Here is an 18020-nt window from a genome sequence, read left to right on the forward strand (position 1 = left end):
CGCTCTCTCCGTCCGATGTGATCAGCCCACCAGTCTCGGCCCGCAAACCCCGGGATGGCGAACCATTTTCCGCGGGCGGTCCGCAAAGGCGGATCCCGTGCCCGCCCCACGGTGCCGAACCCGCCGGGCTCGGCGGTCGCGTCGCCTACTCGTAGACGGTGGCCGCGCTGAGGGCTTCGTGTCCTCGCCGGAGGTAGTCCTGGTGCAGGTCGCGGACGAATGCGGCGAGCTCGTCACACGTGCGTATCTCGTCATCAGGGGTGAGGTGCATGGGGGCAACCTAGCCCGTGGGGGCCCGGACGTTGGGCGAGGCGGGGGCGGACCGGGACTCCCGCTCGGCGGCGGCAGCCGGTTCAGCGGTGGCCGTGGTCCAGCAGGGCGCAGACGAATTTCTCCTCGGTGGCCCGCAGGCGGGCGAGCAGGTCCGGGTCGAGGGGGACCTGGCTGGTCACGGAGACGGTGATCGTCCGGCGGCCGTCCGGGGTGGCGGCGGCGAACTGGGTGTAGCCGGGGGTGTTGCCGGTGTGGCCGAGGACGGTGCCGCAGCGGGTGGTGTAGCGGAACAGGGCGAGGCCGGCCGCGTTGGTGCCGGGGCCGGCGGGTTCGGAAGCGCCGCCCGGCAGGAATTGGCGCTGGGCGTGGCGGGTGGGCGGGGTCAGCAGCCGGGGACCGGCGTAGCCGCCGATGAAGGTGGAGAGGTCGGCGGGGGTGGAGACGATGCCGCCCGAGGCCCAGGCGCCGGACGCGCTGATCGCCTCGCTGACGTCCTCGGGCGGCTCGCCCGGGGCGGTGGCGTAACCGTGCAGGTAGGGGTGGGGCAGGCGGTAGCCCTGAGGCAGGCTGGTTTCGCGCAGGCCGAGCGGCCGGTACACCAGGTCTCGGAGCAGCGACTCGTACGGGCGCCCTGTGGCCTGTTCGGACATCAGCGCGACCGCGATGTTGTCCGAGTTGGAGTAGGCGTAGCGGCTGCCGGGCGGAAAGGCGAGGCCCTGGTCGGCCGCGAACTCCAGCAGGCGGCGGGATTCGAAGTGGTGCCGGGGGTCGGCGCGGATGATGTCCCCGAACGCCTGGCTCTTGCTGTAGTCGGGCAGGCCGCTGGTGTGCTGGAGGAGTTGGCGCAGTGTCACCGCATGCCAGGCGGCGGGGAGGTGGGGCAGGCGTTCGCCGATCGTGTCGTCGAGGGCGAGGGCGCCGCGGTCGACCAGGCTGAGAGCCACTGCTCCGCTGAAGGCCTTGGCCGCGCTCGCGATGCGCATGTGGTCCCCGGTGCGGGGCGGGCGCCCTGTGCCCACCTCGGCTGTACCGGCCCGGTAGACCCGCCGTTCGCCGTCCCGGGTGAGTACCGCGATCGCGCCGGGCGGGCCGCCAGGCGCGGCCACCAAGTCGGCCAGGGCGCGCTGGAGACCCTTGTCGTACGTGCCGTGGGCGGCAGGGGCAGGTGCGTCGGCGGACACGTGCGTCGCCGCCACGCCCGTCAGCAGGACCCCGGCCGCGAGGGCGGTGCCGACGGCGCGCCGGGTGAGGCCGGCCGCAGGTGCGGGGACGGGGACAGTCACGTGTTGTCTCCTTCGGGCGAGGTGCGGACGGCTGCCGGACGACAGGAAGGGTCCGGTGTGCACAGCATCGGTCCCCTCCCCCGCCGGCGCAGTTGCGCCGCGCGGTCCCTACGCCATCTGGCCCCGGATCGCGGCACGACCGCACCTGACCTTCCAGGCCGACAATCCCCAGGACCCGCTGGTTCTCGCCCGGCACATCGACGTCCATCTCGCGGAGACCCGGCGCACCGCCGATTCGGCCGGCGGCGGTGCGCGGTACTCCGGGGACGGCTGAGGGGCTTCCTGCGCTCCGGGCCGGGCCCCATGTCCGTGCAGGGCCGCGAGGCCGGCCGGTGTGACAGGCGTTCACCTGCTCGGCAGGGCGCTCGGCAGTGCGGTCTCGTAGTCCTTGAGGGTGTGACCGGCCACCCACCCCTGGGATTCGGCCCTGGACACGTCCAGGACCACGGAGTGCGCCAGTTGGTCGACGGCGTAGTGGGTGAGCGGTGGCTCCGTGTGGGGGCGCAGGCGGCACAGCGCCTGGGTGGCGGACGCGGCGAAGCGGGCCAGCGGCAGGGGGATGTGGGCGATGCGGGCCCGTGTGCCGTGGGCGTGGAGGACCGTGCGGATCGCCTCGTCGCGGTCGTACGGAGCCGGGTCGGCGATGTTGTACGCGCCCGGTGGCCAGGCGGCGGCCGTCAGGCAGGCGTCGGTGAGGTTCTGGACGGCCGTCAGGCTGAGGGGGACGCTGGGGCCGGGCAGCATCAGCAGGCCGCGGCGGACGCGGGACAGCAGGCGGGGCACCAGGTGCGGGTCGCCGGGGCCGTAGACCGCGCGCGGGCGCAGGACCACGGCGCCCGCGGCGAGGGCCAGCGCCTCGCCGGCGGCCTTGGTGCGGCCGTAGGCGTTCAGGTGCCCGTGGACCGGGTGGTCCTCGGTGATGCGGGAGCGTCCGGGGCCGGGGGCGTAGACGCTGGCGCTGCTCACCCAGACCACCGGCCGGCCGGCGGCTGCCCGGAGCAGGCGCGCCGTGCCCTCGACGTTGACGGCGTGCATGCCGGCCTCGGCCGGGGAGCCGGGTACCGGGTCGCCGACGGCCGCCGCGCAGTGCACGACGAGGTCGGCGCCGGACAGGTCCGGCACCTCGCGTGCGGCGTCCCAGGGGATGTGGCGCCCGACCGGGCCGGGGCGGCGGCCGACGCACAGGACGTCGGCGCCGCGGGCGGCGGCCGCTTCGGCGACGTGAGAGCCGCAGAAGCCGCTCGCGCCGGTGACGGCGATCGTGGTCATCGGTCCTCCGGGGAGCAACGGACGGCAGTCGCCCGGACGGTGAGGGAGCGCCAGCCGGGCAGGGCCGCACCCCGGTCGGCGCGGGCGTGCCGGACGGTGGGGCGGTGAGGGGCGAGCGCGGCGAGGGTGTCGTCGAGCTGGGCACGGGCCAGGCGCGCGCCGGGGCAGGCGTGGCTGCCGGCGCCGAAGACGAGACGGGCCATGGTGGGCGGAGCGGGCCGACGGGCATCGGGTGGTTCGCTGTGGGCGCGCGCGGCGTGCCGGGCCACCAGGATCAGGCGGTCCCCGGCCCGTACCGGGCAGCCGTCCAGCTCGGCGTCGGCCGCCGCCACGCGGGGCAGCAGCGGGGAGGGGGCGATCACCCGCAGCAGTTCGTCCACCAGCGCCGGGCGCAGCCGGTCGTCCGCCGCCTGGTCCCACAACCCGGCGTCCGCGCACCAGGCGGCGGCGCGGGGCAGGGCGGCGACGGTGGTGTTGACGGCGGCGACCGCGAGCATCGCCCGCAGGGCGGTGTCCGCCGCCGCGCCGGGCCCGCCGGCCGGGGCGAGCAGGGCCTCCAGCCGTGCCGTCGCCGCAGCGGCCGCCCGGGCAGTTCCGGTCAGCCTCGGGCCGGGCAGGTGGTCGCGCACGGCGGCGGCCGCTGCCCGGGCGGCCGCCGCGGCGACGGCCTGCGGGTCGCGGGTCGTTTCCAGGAGCGCGCAGACGGTGGCCCCGGCCAGTTCGCGGGCCAGGGGTACGAGGTCGATGCCGCGGCCCTCGGCGAGCGGGGCGAGGCGGCGGGCCAGGACGTCCTGCCACACCGGGCGCAGCCGCTCCACCCCGGCCGCGCCGAGCTCGTCGGCGACGGCGCGCCGGGTGGCGCGGTGGCCGGTGCCCTCCTGGTCGAACAGGGTGCCGCCGGACAGGGCGCCGCCCGCGGACAGTTCCCGGGCGGCGCCACCGGTGGTGCCGGCGGCGGTGCGGTCCAGCGGGACACGGGTGAGGGCCTGCCGGTACGGCTCGGTGCCGTGCACCAGTACCGCGCCGCCGATACGGGTGACCGCGCGGCGGCGGGTGGCGGCGAGGAGGGCGAACAGCACGGGGTGGGAGCGGGTGTACACGCGCCGGTCGCGGCGCCGGGCGGCGCGGAGCGCGGAGGCGTCGGCAGAGGTGTCAGGGGCGGCGGTGAGGGTGGGGGTGAGCGTGGGAGGCCTGGTCACCTGATGTGCACCTGTTCTGGGTTGGTGGGTCGGTAGCGGCGGTCCCAGCACCACAGCAGGGTCCGGCAGGCGCCCCAGGCCCGCAGGCGGCGCAGGCTGGTGTGGACCACCATGCGCTCGGCCCGGGCGATCCGGGCGCTGTACGTGCGCGCCCGGTTGAGCAGGGCGACGTCCTCGGGCGGTCCCTCGAGCGGGGTGCGGGGCGTGCCTCCGCAGCGCAGGTAGAGCGCGGCCGTGATGGCGAGGTTGTGGCCGTGGCACAGCACATAGGGTGCGCGGTAGCGCGGGTGCCGGTGTTCGGTGCGGTAGCGCCCGTACAGCGCGGTCGCCCTGACGAGTGCGGGGAGCAGGTACCGCTCGGCCGGTGAGGGCGACTCGTCGTGGCGTGGCAGGCTGCGGCCGCACGCCATCTCCCTCCCCCGGGTGAACTCCCAGCGCGCGGCGGCGATCCAGCCGGCGGCGGGCAGGCAGTCGGCGTCCGTACGTACGAGGAGTTCGGCGCCGTGCGCGGCGGCGTACCGGAATCCCGTGTCGGCGGCGGCACCGGTGCCCCGTTCCTCCTCGTGGACGACGTGCACGGGGAAGGGGGCGGTGGCGGCGAAGCGGCGCACGACGGCGGCGGTCGCGTCGGTGGAGGCGTTGTCCACGACGACGAGGGTGAAGTCGGTGTCGGTCTGGGAAGCGAGTGCGGCGAGGGTGGCCCCTATACCGGCCTCCTCGTTGTAGGCGGGAACCACCGCCCACAGGCGCGGTGCGCCGCCGGGCGCGGTCATCGCCGACTCCGTTCGCTCCGTCCGGTCCGTTCGGTCCGTGCGGTCCGTTGGTGTCGTTCGGCCCGTTCGGCCAGGCGCCAGGCGGCGAGGCGGGCGGTGGCGGCGCGGTCGGGCTTCAGGGAGCGGCCCGACAGCGGGATGTCGGCGAGCAGCAGCGCGTCCGGGCGGGCGGTGCCCATCCGCTCCAGCGGCCGGTCCAGGGCCGCCCGCAGCGTGTCGCGGTCCGTCCCGGGGCTCGGCTGGACGACGGCGACGAGGCGTTCGTCGCCGTCGCCGGCCGGTACGCCCACGAGCAGGGCGAGTTCGACTCCCGGTACGTGCAGCGCCGGCTCGTACAGGCCGGGGTAGATGTTCTCCGCGTGCCGCAGGACCATGTCCTTGCGGCGGCCCTCCAGGACGATCCGGCCGCCGTCGAGGCGCGCCCGGTCGCCGGTGGCGACCCAGGGGTCCGGGTCCTCGCCCAGGTAGCGGTCGCGGGCGGCGGGGGCGGAAAGCAGCAGCTCGCCGGAGGCGTCGGTCTTGGCCGCCACCCCGGGCAGCGGCGCGCCCACCAGGTCCCCCTCGCCGGTGAAGGCGGCCTTGTCGGCCTGCTCGGCGGCCGCGGCGGGGAACAGTTCGGTCAGTGCGTAGACGCCCCAGGCCTCGTCGGCACCCGCGCGCTTGACCCGGGTGAGGAGCTCGGCACTGGCCGGGGCCGACCCGGTCCACACCCTCCCGGTGAACCGGCCGCCCTCCGCAAGGAGCCGCCTCAGCTGTGGCGGGGTCAGATAGGTGGCCTGCGGGGCGAGTCGGCGCAGCTGCCGGGACAGGACCCGCGGGGAGCGGGCGGGCAGTGCGACCGGCGCTCCGCTCGCGAGGGAGGGTACGAGGACGAAGAAGGTGCCGCCGAGGACGGGCCGCCCGGCTCGGGGCCGTACCAGATCGGCCACCGTGGTCATGCCGGCGGCGAGCGAGGAGCGGGTGTGGACCACCGCGCGGGGGCGTGAGGTGGTGCCCGAGGTGAACACGATGACGGCGTCGCCGTCCTCGTCCACCGGCGGCGGCAGCGGCGCGGTCCGCGGGCCGGTCTCCAGGGCGGGGGCGCAGCCGGGCAGCCGCGGCCCGACCGTGGCCACCGGGCCGCCGAGCTCGTCGAGGTCCGGCAGGGCCAGGCGGGCCCGGCGGGCGAGCGGGCGGGCCCAGCCGGCGACCGCCTGGGCGGTGGCGTCGGCGAGGACGAGGTCGGGGCGGGCGAGCGCGAGCCGGGCGCGCAGCACGTCCGGTCCTGCGCCGGGGTCGAGCACCGCGGCCCGGGCGCCGAGCCGGTGGACGGCGAGCATCACGGCCAGGGCCCGGGGCCCGGGCCGTACGGCGACGCCGACGGTGCTGCCGCGTCCGATGCCCCGTCCGTGGAGGGCGGCGGTGCAGTGGTCGGCGAGGTCGGCCAGGTCCCCGAAGGTGGCCTTGGTGCGTACGGCTCCGGTCCGGGTGGTGCCGAGGACGGCGGGCCGGTCGGGGTGGCGCCGCAGGGTGTGCGTGAGGGTGTCGAGCATCAGCGCGGGTCCTCCCCGTGACGGCCCGGGCCCTTGTCGAGGTACCAGCGGGCGGTGCCGACGAGGCCGTAGGCGCGCAGCCGGCGGGTGGAGTTGTCCACGACCATGTCGCGGGCGTGGACGATGGCGGTGGTGTGGCGGCGCACCCGGTTGAGGAAGAGCCGGTCGGTGGGCGAGGGGCGGCGCGGCATGCCGCCGACGGCTTCGTACAGCGCGGCGGTGATGGCCATGTTGTTGCCGGCGTGCATCCGGTACGGGGCGAGGTAGCCGTGGCGGCGGTGGTGGGCGGGGCGTACGCGGCCGAAGAAGGCCGCGACGCGGACCAGTGCGCGGAAGGCGGCGCGCCCGAGCGGCCCGTGCTCGTCGCGGCGGGCGTCGATGCGTCCGCACACCAGTCCCGCGCCGCGCCGCAGGGCGTCGCGGGCGCCGGCCGTCCAGCCGGGGTGCGGCAGGCAGTCGGCGTCGGTGCGGGCGAGCTGTGTCGCGCCGTGCTCGATCGCGTACCGGAAGCCGGTGTCGACGGCGCAGCCCACCCCCTTCTCCGGTTCGCGGAGGACATGGACGGGGAAGGGCGCCCGGCGGGCGAACGCGTGGGCGACACCCGCGGTGTCGTCGCTGGAGGCGTTGTCCACGACGACGAGGGTGAAGTCACGGTCGTGCTGGTCCGCGAGCGCGTTGAGCGTGGCGCCGATCCGCGTGGCCTCCTGGTGCGCGGGCACCACCACCCACAGGGAGTTCATGCCTTCTCCCAGACCATCGTCATGATGCTCACGCCGCCGCCGAGGCCCACGAACAGGACCCGGTCACCGGGGCGCAGGCGCTCGTGAACGCGGTCGAGCTGGACACCGAGCGTGGCGCTGGCCATGTTGCCGAGCTCGGGGACGGTGACGACGAGCCGGTCCCGGGGGACGCCGGTGAGTTCCACGAACCGGTCCAGGTACGGCACGGTGACCTGGTGCACGAGCACGTACCGGAAGTCGCTCCAGCCCAGGCCCGTGCGCTGCCGCATCCGGTCGAGCACCGAGGTGCCGACCTTCTCGAACACCTCGCGCAACTGCCCGCCGTCGCCTTGGAAGTACGTGTGCTCGTCCCCGCGCGGGTGGCGCGAACCGCCGCCGAAGATGCCGCCGACCGACCAGTGCCCGGAGTGCGTCTCGGTGTCCACGTCGCCGATCCCGCCCCGCTCCACCGCCTCCAGGACGACCGCGGCTCCCGCGTCGCCGAAGGTGTAGCCCGCGAAGCCGTCACGGAGCTGCTCGGATCCGGACGGGGCGTACCGTACCGCGCGGCTCGGGGTCTCCCCCGTGACGACCAGGGCCCGGCGGGCGCGGCCGGCGAGGATCATCGCCCGGGCGGTGTCGATGCCGTTGACGAAGCTGTTGCACGCGTTCGTCACGTCCAACGCGTGGGCCCGGGAGCCGAGTTCGGCCTGGACGATGTGCGCGGTGGCCGGTTCGACGACATCCCGGGTGGCGGAGGCGAACACCAGCAGGTCCACGTCGTACGGAGTGAGGGAGGCCCGCTCGATGGCCGTACGCGCCGCCCGCACCGCGAGCGTGGAGGCGAACTCGTCCGCGGCGGCGGCCCGGCGCGTGACGATACCGGTGACCCGTTCGAGCATCCGCGCCGGCAGGCGCTGCCCGGAGGCGGCGGTGATCTGCTCCTGGAGCTCCCGCGAGGTCACTTCGCGCTCCGGGAGACAGGAGGCCACTGAGGTGATGCCCACCCGGCGCACCGGCGCGGGAACGGCGTGGTCTATGTGCATGGCCTGGACGCTACGAGCGCGTCGGCACCGTTCGCCTGAGCGCTGGTACTCAACCGGCCTAGGTGATCGGCACGGTGACCGTCAGCGGATCACCCGGGTCAGGGTCGGGGTCACGGTCAGGGTCCGGGTCAGGCGGAGGGGCGGGGCCGGCGGTCCGGGTCAGGCGGAGGGGCGGGAGACGAAGACCCGTTCCAGCAGGGTGTACAGGGCGTCCCGGTCCGCGTCGCCGAGCCTGCTCAGGCCGTCCTGCGTCGTGTGCATCTTCGCGCGGATCGCGTCGGCGACCCGCTCCCCCTCGGCCGTGAGGATGACGTTCTTGACGCGCCGGTCGGACGCGTCGGCCTCCCGGCGCACGAGGCCGCGCTTCTCCAGGCGGTCGATGATCCCGGTCATGTTGGAGGCGTCGCAGGTCAGGGTCTCGGCCAGGGCGCGCATCGCGGCGGGTCCCCGGCGCAGCACGGTCAGCGCCTTGCCCTGGCTCGCCGTGAGGTTCTCGCTCGCCGCGGCGACGGTGAAGTCGCCGTAGTAGACGCCGAGCGACACCGAGAGCAGCTCCATGAGCCGGGCCGTGTCCGCGCCGGCCGTGTCCGCGCGGGGCGCTGCTGTGCGAGGAGCTTCTGTCATGTGGGCCACTCTACCCCGAGAAACTTGACTACCTCAAATATCGACCTCTACCGTCTTCTCGTTGCATGAAGTTCTCAAGCATCAAGGTTGTCAAGTAGTGACCCCGAGGAGCGTCCCTGTGACCGTCACCGCGTCCCCCGCCTCCCGCGCGGCCGAGATCCTGTCCCGGCCCGTCGCGCTGAACGGCCTGACCGTCCCGAACCGCATCGTGATGGCGCCGATGACGCGCATGTTCTCCCCCGGCGGCGTCCCCGGTGAGGACGTCCGGTCCTACTACGCCCGCCGCGCCGCCGCCGGCGTGGGCCTCATCGTCACCGAGGGGACCTACGTCGGCCACGACTCGGCCGGACAGAGCGACCGGGTGCCGCGGTTCCACGGCGAGGAGCAGCTGGCGGGCTGGGCGAAGGTCGCCGAGGACGTGCACGCGGCGGGCGGCACGATCGTGCCGCAGCTGTGGCACATCGGCATGGTGCGCAAGCAGGGCCAGGCGCCGGTTGCCGACGCCCCGGCCATGGGTCCGTCCGGCATCCGCGTCGACGGCACCGAGGGCACGGGCAAGGCGATGACGCAGGGCGACCTGGACGACGTCATCGGTGCCTTCGCCGAGGCCGCCGCGGCCGCCGAGCGCATCGGCTTCGACGGTGTCGAGCTGCACGGCGCGCACGGCTACCTCGTCGACCAGTTCCTGTGGGAGCGGACGAACCGCCGTACCGACGCCTACGGCGGCGACGCCGTGGCCCGTACGACGTTCGCGGCCGAGATCGTGGCCGCGGTCCGCGCGGCCGTCTCGCCCGAGTTCCCGGTGATCTTCCGCTTCTCCCAGTGGAAGCAGGAGGCCTACGACGCGCGCCTCGCCGAGTCCCCGCAGGAGCTGGAGGCGATCCTGGCCCCGCTCGCCGCGGCCGGCGTCGACGTCTTCCACGCCTCCACCCGCCGCTACTGGCTCCCGGAGTTCGACGACTCGGACCTGAACCTGGCCGGCTGGACCAAGAAGCTCACCGGCAAGCCCACCATCACCGTCGGCTCGGTCGGCCTCGACGGCGACTTCATCCGCGCCTTCGCGGGCGAGGGCGCCGAGCTCGGGGGCCTCGACAACCTCCTCGACCGCATGGAGCGCGACGAGTTCGACCTGGTCGCCGTCGGCCGCGCCCTGCTCCAGGACCCGGAGTGGGCGGCGAAGGTCCTGGCGGGGCGGACGGACGAGCTCAAGGCGTACGACGCGGCCGCGCTGAAGACGCTGAGCTAGTCCGCGGTACGGAAGGCCGGCGGGCCGCGGTCTCCTTCGAGCCGTGGCCCGAATCGACAGATGGTTCAGGGGCGTCGATCGCCACGCCTCCGGCGCCGCGCCGGACCAGGGCGGCCGGCGCGGAGACAGCGGGCCGCCGCCTCTTCTTGCCGACGGAGCGCCGCTCGGCCGGGCGGCCGGGGCGTCAGAGCGGCATCGTGACCGTTCCCTTGGAGGTGCCCTGGAGCTTCGCTCCCTTGGCGGCGAGACCCCGGGCGCGGTCGAACGCGGCTACCGCGTCGCCGGACTCGGTCCACGGGTACGCGCCGCACCAGCGTCCGATCAGACGGAACTGCTCCAGGGCCGCGTCGTGACTGCGCGCCGCGAGCAGGTAGTGCGCCAGCAGGTGCCGCAGCCGCGGAAGGGCCTCGTCGTCGGGGGAGACCTGCCCGAGCGACTGGGCCACCCGTTCGAGAACCTCGCGGGACCTGCGGGCTCGCATGCCGCCGGTGCCTCCCCGCTTGTCCAGTTCCTGGAGGGCGTGGAGGTAGATGCCGGCGAGCGGGCTCCCGGCGGGGGCGTAGCCGGCAGCCCGCCTGGCGAAGGCCAGCATCAGCCGGTCCGAGCCGTGCCACTTCCCGCACCAGTACTGCAGGGCCTGCCAGTGGCCGGAATAGTGGTATGGGGCACGGGCGGTCAGCCCCTCCCACAGGGCGCGGAACTGCTTGTGGGAGTACGACATCGCGCGCGCCGCCGTGATCATGACGACCCACGGGCCGGGGTTGCGGGGGTCGAGCTTCGAGGCGTCGACCGCGGCGCTCATCGCCTGCGGCAGCATCGCGCGGAACTGGTTCATGCGATCGGCCGGAACCTCGTCGGCGTACCCGGAGCCCCGGATCTGCCAGGCCCGGTGCAGGAGCAGACTCGCGTACAGCGTGGCCGCGTCGGCGTTCTCCGGCTCCACGGACCGCCACTTCTGCAGCCAGCCGTCGCCCCTGCCCTCGCCCGCGATCTCCTGCAGCACTTCGGTACGGGACCAGCGGGCGTCCCAGTCGTCACCGGCGGCCGCGACGTACGCGGCGGCCGGACGCCAGGCGCCGCCCCAGGCCGCGTCGGCGACGGCCTGCATCTCCTGGAGCCGGTGCGCCGGCTGCGGAGGCCCGGCTCGCCCGGCGTCCAGGACTTCGCGCGGGACGAGTCCGTACGCGGCGGGAGCGAAGTCGGCAGCGGGGCGCCCGGGTCTCCGGGAGCGGGAGCGGTGCTTGCCGGTCAGCACGCCCATGAGGCCGATGACCAGGGCGATGACGAAAATTGACATGCCCCGGATCATCACCGACGGACGTCCCGGGCAGCAACAGAGATCACCTGCTTCGGCCGGGTTGTCAGACCCGTGTGCGAGCGTGTGCATTGCGAGCGTGTGCGGACGGAGAAGCCGTGCGATCGAGTGGTGGGGGGATGCGGTGACAGCGATGAATGACGGCTGGGCCGGTACGGGCTGGGACTGGACCGACCATGACGCCGTTCGCCGGCGCCTCGACGAAGGCGCCGATCCGGAGAGATGGAACGGCGGCCGGCCGCTGCATCGTGCCGCGTTCTCCGGCTCTCCTGAGGTCGTCGCGGAGCTGGCCGCTCGCGTGGAGGACGTGGACGCGCTGGAGAACGGGGTGACGGCCCTGTGGGAGGCCGTCGTCTCCAGAAGGCCGGAGAACGCGCGTGCCCTCGCCGCTGCCGGGGCCGATCCCTGGCGACCGTCGTTCGGCGGCTGGTCACCGGGGCGGCTGAGCCTCGCTGGGCCGACGCCGGACCTCTTCCCACCCGTGGCAGGGGTGTGCCTCACCGCCGCCGAGCGCGCGGCGGCGGAGGAAGCCCGTCGGCTCATCGCGGCACTGGGCGAGTTCCACTACGACGGCACGGGCCTGGCCTGTGTGGCCGGGATCGACGCGGCCGAAGCGGTGCGTCGTCTGGAGGCGGCACCGGTGGAGGACGAAATCGTCGACGAGTTGCTCGAAGACCCGTACGCGTACGACATGGACGAGAGCCTGCGTGTCATCGGCGTGACCTCCGTGCCGGGCGGCTGCATCGTGACACAGCCCTGGGGATACGCGCCGCAGATGCCGGGAGTGCTCACCCGGCTGTCCGCCGGCACCGTCTGCTACGGCCTGTACGCCAATCCCAAGAGCGGCAACCAGGGCAGCATCGCCCGCCACGGAGCCGTCGAGGGCTGGGACCTCCACCCGGGTGGCGGACCGTACGAGAACGACGGCCCCGAAGCGGTGCTGCACTCCTACCTCTACCAGTACAGGGCCGTGGCCTACTCCTGCGCGTTCGCCGGACTGCGTCCGACCGACGCACGCGCCGTGGTCGGTCCTCCGGACATATGGGTCGAGCTTCCGGAGCGCGACTACTGGAGTCACTGACGGGGTGAACCTGTCTCGCCCACGGGCCCGGCCTCCGATTCACGGCGCCGCGAACGGGGTACTGCTTGCCTCGCCCGGGCCGCGGACCATACTGGTCGGGCTGCCCCGATCACCCACCGAACGGTTCCATGGCCAAGAACAGCACTCCACCGACCCTCGTCCCCGACACCGCGTGGCTCGGCCGCGGGCATCACCTCGGCGCCGAGCCCGAGCGGGACGTCCGGCGCAACCTGATCGCCCTCAAGGCGGCCGGGGTGATCGACGACTTCCTGGACCTCGACCCCGTCGAGGCGGCTCGCTCCACCGACCTGTACCCCCGTGACGAGTCCGCCGACCCCGGCCCGTCCGCCCGCCGCCTCTTCGAGGCCCGCTGGCGGGTGGCCGACGGCATCACGGTGCGCGCGCAACTGACCACGTACGAGCCCGAGTCCCGCCGCAAGGAGGGCGAGGGCGTCGCCTGGGTCCTCGCCGCCGAGGCGGAGCAGCCGTGGCAGGCGGGCTGGCCGTCACCGGCCACCGTGTTCTGGCCCGACAGCGACCAGGTCCCCTGGGACCACGAGGACGGGCCGGATGTGCGTCTGCGGGCGGCGAACCACCTGCCGAAGGACGACGACGAGGTGCGCCGTCTGCTGCGGGCCTGCGCCCGGCAGAGCTGGTTCATCCATGTCGTGGTGCACGAGGCGATGACGCCGGACGCGTTGGGGCGGCAGCCGGTCACGGCGTTCCTGCCGCCGAGCCTGCGGCACCGGGTGATCGAGCACCGCGCCGCGCCCGAGCAGGCGCTGATCGCCGACTTCGCGATGAAGCGTGAGCTCGGCGTGGGAATTCCGCGCGGCGGCGCCGTCGTGCTGCCCACCACGCCCAAGGACCCGGGCCACGACGCCGAACGCTTCACCGTGCGCAACGTCTTCCTCGACGGCACCGAACCCACCGAACTCCTCGGCAAGATCAAGGAGTTCGCCGCACTGCCACGGCCGCTGCCGGCCGACGCCGAGCCCGTCCTCACCCGGCTGCGCCAGGGCTGGCACCTGCTGACCCCGGACGAGGAGCTGGTCCACGCGAAGGCCATGGTCACCAGGTACGCCAAGGCGCTCGAAGCCATGACCGCGTCCTGCGACCTGTACCGGGAGGCGGCCGAGTCGGCGCTCGCCGCACTCGCCGAGGCGAACAGCGGCAAGCCCGCGCCCCAGGTGCCCGCACCTGCGGCGGCCAGGCAGGACGCCTCACCGCTGAAGAGCGTCGCGAACGCGTTCTCCCTGTTCCGGGGGCCGAAGAAGTAGGGGTCGCCGAGTCAGGCCGGTTCCACGTACGACGACGGGATGCTCTTCAGCGCTTCGGCCAGGAGCGCCACCAGCTCGTCGATGACCGGCGGGCGGATGCCGGGTCTGCTCACGGCCAGCACCTCGCGGTGGAGCGGTACGGAGCCGGCCGGCAGGGCGACCCGCTGGACGGCGGGCCGACCAGTCTCCTCACCTGGGCCGGTCTCCTCGCCGAGGAGGGTGACCGGGATCAGCCCCACGGCCAGTCCGGCTCTGATCATGGCGAGCATGCTGTGCAGGTCCTCGGTCTCCAGGGTGACCTCCGGAGCGATCCCCAGTTCTCCGGCCCAGCGGTGCAGCAGCCGCCGGTCGGGATTGTGCGGCTGGCCCGAAGTCCATCCCATTCCGAGGCAGTCCGCCAGTTCCAGCGGGCGACGGCCCGGCCGTGCGCCCGCGACGAGGACCAGCGGCTCGAACCCCAGGGAGGTGACGGCCCACTCGGGGGAGGAGGCCGGCGGGTCCTCGGGCAGATAGCGGTAGGCGATGAGCAGATCGAGGTCGCCCGCCTTGACCCTGGGCAGCCCTTCAGGGGTCTCCACGATGACGAGACGGATACGGGCGCCTCGGTCACGGGATTCGAGAGCCGACAGGACTCCGGGCAACAGGTGGCTCACCGCGCTGGGGTAGGCGCCGACACGCAGTTCGGCGATCTCACGGTGCGCGATGCCGTCGGCGGCGTCCTGGAATCGGGCGGTCGCCTCGAAGAGGGTCCGCGCAGCCTGCGCGAGGGAGCGGCCGGCGGCGGTCACGATCAGCCGGCTGCCCGGGCGGCGGACGAGCAGCTCGATGCCCATGTCGCGCTCCAGCGCGGCGATGTGCTGGGACACCGCCGAGGGTACGTAGCCGAGGGCTGCCGCCGCCTCGGCCATGGAGCCGTGGTTCACCACGGCCAGGAAAGTGGAGAGGAGCTTCAGGTCGGGCTGAGGCTTCATGAGCCGTGAACTCTCTCTTCTTGATCCATCGCTTTACGTGTTCCGCCGCCGGTGCCAGAGTCTAGGAAGCCCGCCGGGTGAACGCACCCCACCCGGTGTCCCGTCCCCTCCCGGCGGCCGCGGGACCCGCTGCTCCCTCCGAAAGCCGAGGCCATGGCCATCGACCTGTCCGCTCTGCGAGCCCACTTCCCGTCGCTCGACACCGGCCTCGCCTTCTTCGACGGCCCGGGCGGGACCCAGACCCCCCGCCCCGTCGCCGACGCCATCGCCGCGACGCTGACCGGCCCGCTGTCCAACCGGGGGGTCGTCAGCCCGTCCGAGCTCAACGCGGAGCGCGCCGTGGCGGACTTCCGCGCCGCCTACGCGGACCTGCTCGGCGTGCCCGCGGGCAGCGTCGTCCACGGGCGCAGCGCCACCCAGCTCACCTACGACTTCTCCCGTCACCTGGCCAAGGACTGGAAGGCCGGCGACGAGATCGTCCTCAGCCGTCTGGATCACGACTCCAACGTCCGCCCGTGGATCCAGGCGGCCGAGCGGGCCGGAGTGACGGTCCGCTGGATCGAGCTGGACGACGCGACCACGGAGCTCGACCTCGACTCCTTCGAGCGGGCGCTGTCGGCCCGGACGCGGCTGGTCGCGGTCACCGCGGCCTCGAACGTGCTGGGCACCAAGCCGCCCGTCCGCCGGATCGCCGACCGGGCGCACGAGGCCGGTGCCCTGGTGTACGTGGACGGAGTCCACTACGCCGCGCACCATCTGGTGGACGTACCCGCTCTCGGTGCCGACCTGTTCGTCTGCTCGCCGTACAAGTTCCTCGGACCGCACTGCGGTGTGCTGGCCGGCCGGCCCGAACTCCTGGGGACCCTGCGCCCGGACAAGCTCCTGCCGTCCCCCGACACCGTGCCGGAGCGCTTCGAGTTCGGCACGCTGCCGTACGAGATCCTGGCGGGGGCCACCGCGGCCGTGGACTTCCTCGCCGCCCTCTCCCCCGGCTCCCCCGGCTCCCCCGGCTCTCCCGGCGCGGACGTCACCCGCAGGGAGCGGCTCACGCGCTCGCTGGAAGCCCTGCACCGGCACGAACTGGCGCTGCGCGACCGGCTCGAAGCGGGCCTGCGCGCCCTGGGCGACTCCGTCACCCCGCACTCGAAGGCGGCCGACCGCACCCCCACCCTTCTGATGAGCCTCGAAGGCCGCGACGCGCGCGAGGCCCAGAGGCACCTGGCCGCTCGCGACGTGCTGGCCCCCGCCGGATCGTTCTACGCGCACGAGCCCTTCACGGCCCTGAAGCTGGAGGACCCCGCCCTGCGCGTCGGCCTCGCGCCGTACAACACCGCCGACGACGTGGACCGGCTCCTCGACGGTCTCTCCTCCTTCCTCTGAGCGTCAGGGACGTGCGCGCCGGTCGATGAGGGCGGCCAGGCCGTCCAGGATGCGCTGAAGGCCGAAGTCCCAGGCCTGGTCCTGCCCGTCGGTCTCGGCGGCTGACGCGAGGGCCGCGGTGAGCGCGGGGAAGCGCTCGCCGTGGGCCCGCATCAGGTCGCCGAGGAAGGCGTCCAGTTGGGCTTCGGGGTGGTCCGCGGGGCCTGCCGCCCGGGCCTGCTGGGTGATGACACGTACGTGACCGACCAGCAGGACGGCCGCGTCCATCCGCTCGGCACCGTTCAGACCCGTGCCGTCCAGGGCGGACACGGCACGCTCCAGCCAGGACAGCTCCGCGGGCCCCATGATCCGCGGCCCGACCGTGGCGTCCAGCGCCCAGGAGTGCCGGCGGAAGACGGTGAGCAGCCGCTCGGCCCACTCCTCCAACTGCTCGCGCCAGCCGCCGCGGCGCGTCTTCGCCGCCGGGTAGGGGCCGATCGCGGCGTCCACCATCAGCGCGACCAGCTCGGCCTTGCCGGGCACGTACCGGTACAGGGCCATCTTGGTCACGCCGAGTCGCGCGGCGACCCGCTGCATGGAGACCTCGGCCAGCCCCTCCGAGTCGGCGATCCCGATCCCGGCCTGCGCGATGCGGTCCAGGTCGAGGGTCGGCCTGGGACCTCGCGCGGGCTTGGGGTGCGGGCCCCACAGCAGACGTACCACCTCGGCGTGCTCGGCACCCATGTCCGCCACCTTCCCGGCTTCGCCGCCCTGACCTTGCCCCAACAACTGTGTCTAGGGTACACAGTAAATATCAGTGTCCACCGGACACAGTTTCAGTACAGGGGGAGAACCGTGAACAGGAACGTCCTCATCTCCGGCGCGAGCATCGCCGGACCGGCACTGGCCCACTGGCTGGGACGCCACGGATTCCGGCCCACCGTCGTCGAACTCGCCCCGGCCCTGCGCGAGGGCGGTCAGGCCGTCGACTTCCGTGGCGAAGCGCACCTCACCGTGCTGGAACGCATGGGCCTGCTCCCCGAACTGCGCCGCCTCCAGACCGGTGGCAGCCCGATGCGCTTCGTCGACGCACGCGGCCGCACCCTGCTGAACCTGCCGGCCGAGTTCGCTGGCGGCGAGCTGGAGGTGCTCCGCGGCGACCTCGCCCGGGTGCTCCACGAGCACAGCGCTCCCTGGACCGAGTACCTCTTCGGCGAGTCGATCGCCGGCCTCACCGAGACCTCCACCGGCGTGCGGGTCGAGTTCCGCAGCGGAGTCTCGCGCGAATTCGGCCTGGTCATCGGAGCGGACGGACTGCACTCCAACGTCCGCCGCCTCGCCTTCGGGCCCGAGAAGGACTACGTCAGCCACCTCGGCCACTACGCCGCCACCTGGCACCTGCCCAACGACTTCGGAGTGTGCAAGGGTTCGGTCGGGTACAACGCGCCGGGGCGGCTGGCCTCCGTCGGCGCCGACCACCGGGATCCGGCACGGGCGGGCGCGTTCTTCGTCTTCGCCGCGCCGGAGCTGTCGTACGACCGCCACGACCCCGATCAGCAGAAGCGGCTGATCGCGGACGCGTTCTCCGGCCTCGGTTGGGAGGTGCCCCGCCTGCTCGACTCGCTGCGCGGGGCCACCGACCTGTACTTCGACTCGATCAGCCGGGCGGACGTGGGCACCTGGTCCACCGGGCGCGTGTGCCTCGTCGGCGACGCCGCCTGCGGGGCCACCATCGGCGGCATGGGCACGGGGACCGCCGTGGTCGCCGCGTACGTCCTGGCCGGCGAACTCGCGCGGGCCCGGGGCGATCACCGGGCGGCCTTCACCCGCTACGAGAACAGGCTCCGCAGGTACGCCGAGGGCTGCCAGGCCGGCGGCGACCGCACCGGGAAGTTCCTCGCCCCCTCCACCGCCACGGGCATACGCCTCCGCAACACCCTGCTGTCCCGGCGCCTGCTCCTGAACGGCATGCTCAGGCTGTTCGAGAAGACCAGCAGCACCGTGGCCCTGCCCGACTACCCGGTCGGCCGAAGCAGCGTCGGCTCGTGAC

Annotated in this window: 18 protein-coding genes; 6 read left to right on the forward strand and 12 right to left on the reverse strand. The window is 74.0% G+C overall.

Translation table 11 applies throughout. From position 1 onward, the window contains the following. Positions 1-145: 145 nt before the first annotated feature. Both AB0C73_RS27530 and AB0C73_RS27535 read right to left on the reverse strand, forming a co-directional pair. Positions 146-271, reverse strand: coding sequence for a hypothetical protein (locus AB0C73_RS27530; RefSeq protein WP_362535295.1), 126 nt, complete (start codon positions 269-271; stop codon positions 146-148). An 82-nt stretch (positions 272-353) separates the two neighbouring features. Next, complete coding sequence (locus tag AB0C73_RS27535) at positions 354-1454, reverse strand: serine hydrolase domain-containing protein (protein WP_362535532.1); 1101 nt, start codon at positions 1452-1454, stop codon at positions 354-356. A 157-nt stretch (positions 1455-1611) separates the two neighbouring features. Here AB0C73_RS27535 and AB0C73_RS27540 point away from each other — a divergent pair, with 157 nt between their 5' ends. Then, entirely contained in the window at positions 1612-1830 is a 219-nt protein-coding gene (locus tag AB0C73_RS27540) for a hypothetical protein (protein WP_362535298.1), read from the forward strand. 71 nt (positions 1831-1901) lie between these two features. Here AB0C73_RS27540 and AB0C73_RS27545 read toward each other — a convergent pair whose 3' ends face one another. From AB0C73_RS27545 to AB0C73_RS27575, 7 genes are all read right to left on the reverse strand, one after another. Continuing rightward, on the reverse strand, positions 1902-2825 hold the full coding sequence (locus AB0C73_RS27545) for an NAD(P)-dependent oxidoreductase (protein WP_362535300.1): 924 nt from the start codon (positions 2823-2825) through the stop codon (positions 1902-1904). After that, the gene (locus AB0C73_RS27550) at positions 2822-4024 is read right to left on the reverse strand and encodes a cytochrome P450 (RefSeq protein ID WP_362535303.1); all 1203 of its coding nucleotides are present in this window, start codon (positions 4022-4024) and stop codon (positions 2822-2824) included. Before AB0C73_RS27550 ends, AB0C73_RS27545 begins: the two co-directional genes overlap by 4 nt. Beyond that, entirely contained in the window at positions 4021-4797 is a 777-nt protein-coding gene (locus tag AB0C73_RS27555) for a glycosyltransferase (protein WP_362535306.1), read from the reverse strand. The genes AB0C73_RS27550 and AB0C73_RS27555 overlap by 4 nt, the downstream gene beginning before the upstream one ends. Further along, positions 4794-6329 carry a class I adenylate-forming enzyme family protein gene (locus AB0C73_RS27560; protein WP_362535308.1) on the reverse strand — a complete coding sequence of 512 codons (1536 nt, stop codon included), beginning with the start codon at positions 6327-6329 and terminating at the stop codon, positions 4794-4796. The genes AB0C73_RS27555 and AB0C73_RS27560 overlap by 4 nt, the downstream gene beginning before the upstream one ends. Further along, positions 6329-7069 carry a glycosyltransferase gene (locus AB0C73_RS27565; protein ID WP_362535311.1) on the reverse strand — a complete coding sequence of 247 codons (741 nt, stop codon included), beginning with the start codon at positions 7067-7069 and terminating at the stop codon, positions 6329-6331. Before AB0C73_RS27565 ends, AB0C73_RS27560 begins: the two co-directional genes overlap by 1 nt. Next, entirely contained in the window at positions 7066-8094 is a 1029-nt protein-coding gene (locus AB0C73_RS27570) for a ketoacyl-ACP synthase III (RefSeq protein ID WP_362535314.1), read from the reverse strand. Before AB0C73_RS27570 ends, AB0C73_RS27565 begins: the two co-directional genes overlap by 4 nt. Before the next feature lie 159 nt (positions 8095-8253). Then, positions 8254-8652, reverse strand: coding sequence for a MarR family transcriptional regulator (locus AB0C73_RS27575; RefSeq protein ID WP_362535535.1), 399 nt, complete (start codon positions 8650-8652; stop codon positions 8254-8256). Positions 8653-8836: 184 nt separating this feature from the next. Between AB0C73_RS27575 and AB0C73_RS27580 the strand changes: the two genes are divergently transcribed. After that, positions 8837-9964, forward strand: a complete 1128-nt coding sequence (locus tag AB0C73_RS27580) for an NADH:flavin oxidoreductase (protein WP_362535316.1) — start codon at positions 8837-8839, stop codon at positions 9962-9964. A 184-nt stretch (positions 9965-10148) separates the two neighbouring features. Here AB0C73_RS27580 and AB0C73_RS27585 read toward each other — a convergent pair whose 3' ends face one another. Beyond that, positions 10149-11261 carry a hypothetical protein gene (locus tag AB0C73_RS27585; protein WP_362535319.1) on the reverse strand — a complete coding sequence of 371 codons (1113 nt, stop codon included), beginning with the start codon at positions 11259-11261 and terminating at the stop codon, positions 10149-10151. 151 nt (positions 11262-11412) lie between these two features. On the opposite strand from AB0C73_RS27585, the gene AB0C73_RS27590 reads away from it, so the two are divergent. Together AB0C73_RS27590 and AB0C73_RS27595 are read left to right on the forward strand one after the other, a co-directional pair. Beyond that, positions 11413-12360, forward strand: a complete 948-nt coding sequence (locus AB0C73_RS27590; RefSeq protein WP_362535537.1) for an ankyrin repeat domain-containing protein — start codon at positions 11413-11415, stop codon at positions 12358-12360. 128 nt (positions 12361-12488) lie between these two features. Then, positions 12489-13640, forward strand: a complete 1152-nt coding sequence (locus AB0C73_RS27595) for a hypothetical protein (RefSeq protein WP_362535320.1) — start codon at positions 12489-12491, stop codon at positions 13638-13640. Between the two features lie 11 nt (positions 13641-13651). On the opposite strand, the gene AB0C73_RS27600 is transcribed toward AB0C73_RS27595, so the two are convergent. Further along, entirely contained in the window at positions 13652-14611 is a 960-nt protein-coding gene (locus AB0C73_RS27600) for a LysR family transcriptional regulator (RefSeq protein WP_362535323.1), read from the reverse strand. A gap of 153 nt (positions 14612-14764) precedes the next feature. On the opposite strand from AB0C73_RS27600, the gene AB0C73_RS27605 reads away from it, so the two are divergent. Beyond that, positions 14765-15991 (forward strand): cysteine desulfurase-like protein, encoded by a 1227-nt coding sequence (locus tag AB0C73_RS27605; protein ID WP_362535324.1) that lies wholly within the window; start codon positions 14765-14767, stop codon positions 15989-15991. Between the two features lie 3 nt (positions 15992-15994). Here AB0C73_RS27605 and AB0C73_RS27610 read toward each other — a convergent pair whose 3' ends face one another. Continuing rightward, positions 15995-16714: a TetR/AcrR family transcriptional regulator gene (locus tag AB0C73_RS27610; protein ID WP_362535327.1), complete on the reverse strand. Its 720-nt coding sequence runs from the start codon at positions 16712-16714 to the stop codon at positions 15995-15997. Positions 16715-16825: 111 nt separating this feature from the next. Here AB0C73_RS27610 and AB0C73_RS27615 point away from each other — a divergent pair, with 111 nt between their 5' ends. Then, on the forward strand, positions 16826-18019 hold the full coding sequence (locus AB0C73_RS27615; RefSeq protein WP_362535329.1) for an FAD-dependent monooxygenase: 1194 nt from the start codon (positions 16826-16828) through the stop codon (positions 18017-18019). Position 18020: the final 1 nt, after the last annotated feature.

The organism is Streptomyces sp. NPDC048623 (genome assembly GCF_040650755.1).
GTDB lineage: Bacteria > Actinomycetota > Actinomycetes > Streptomycetales > Streptomycetaceae > Streptomyces.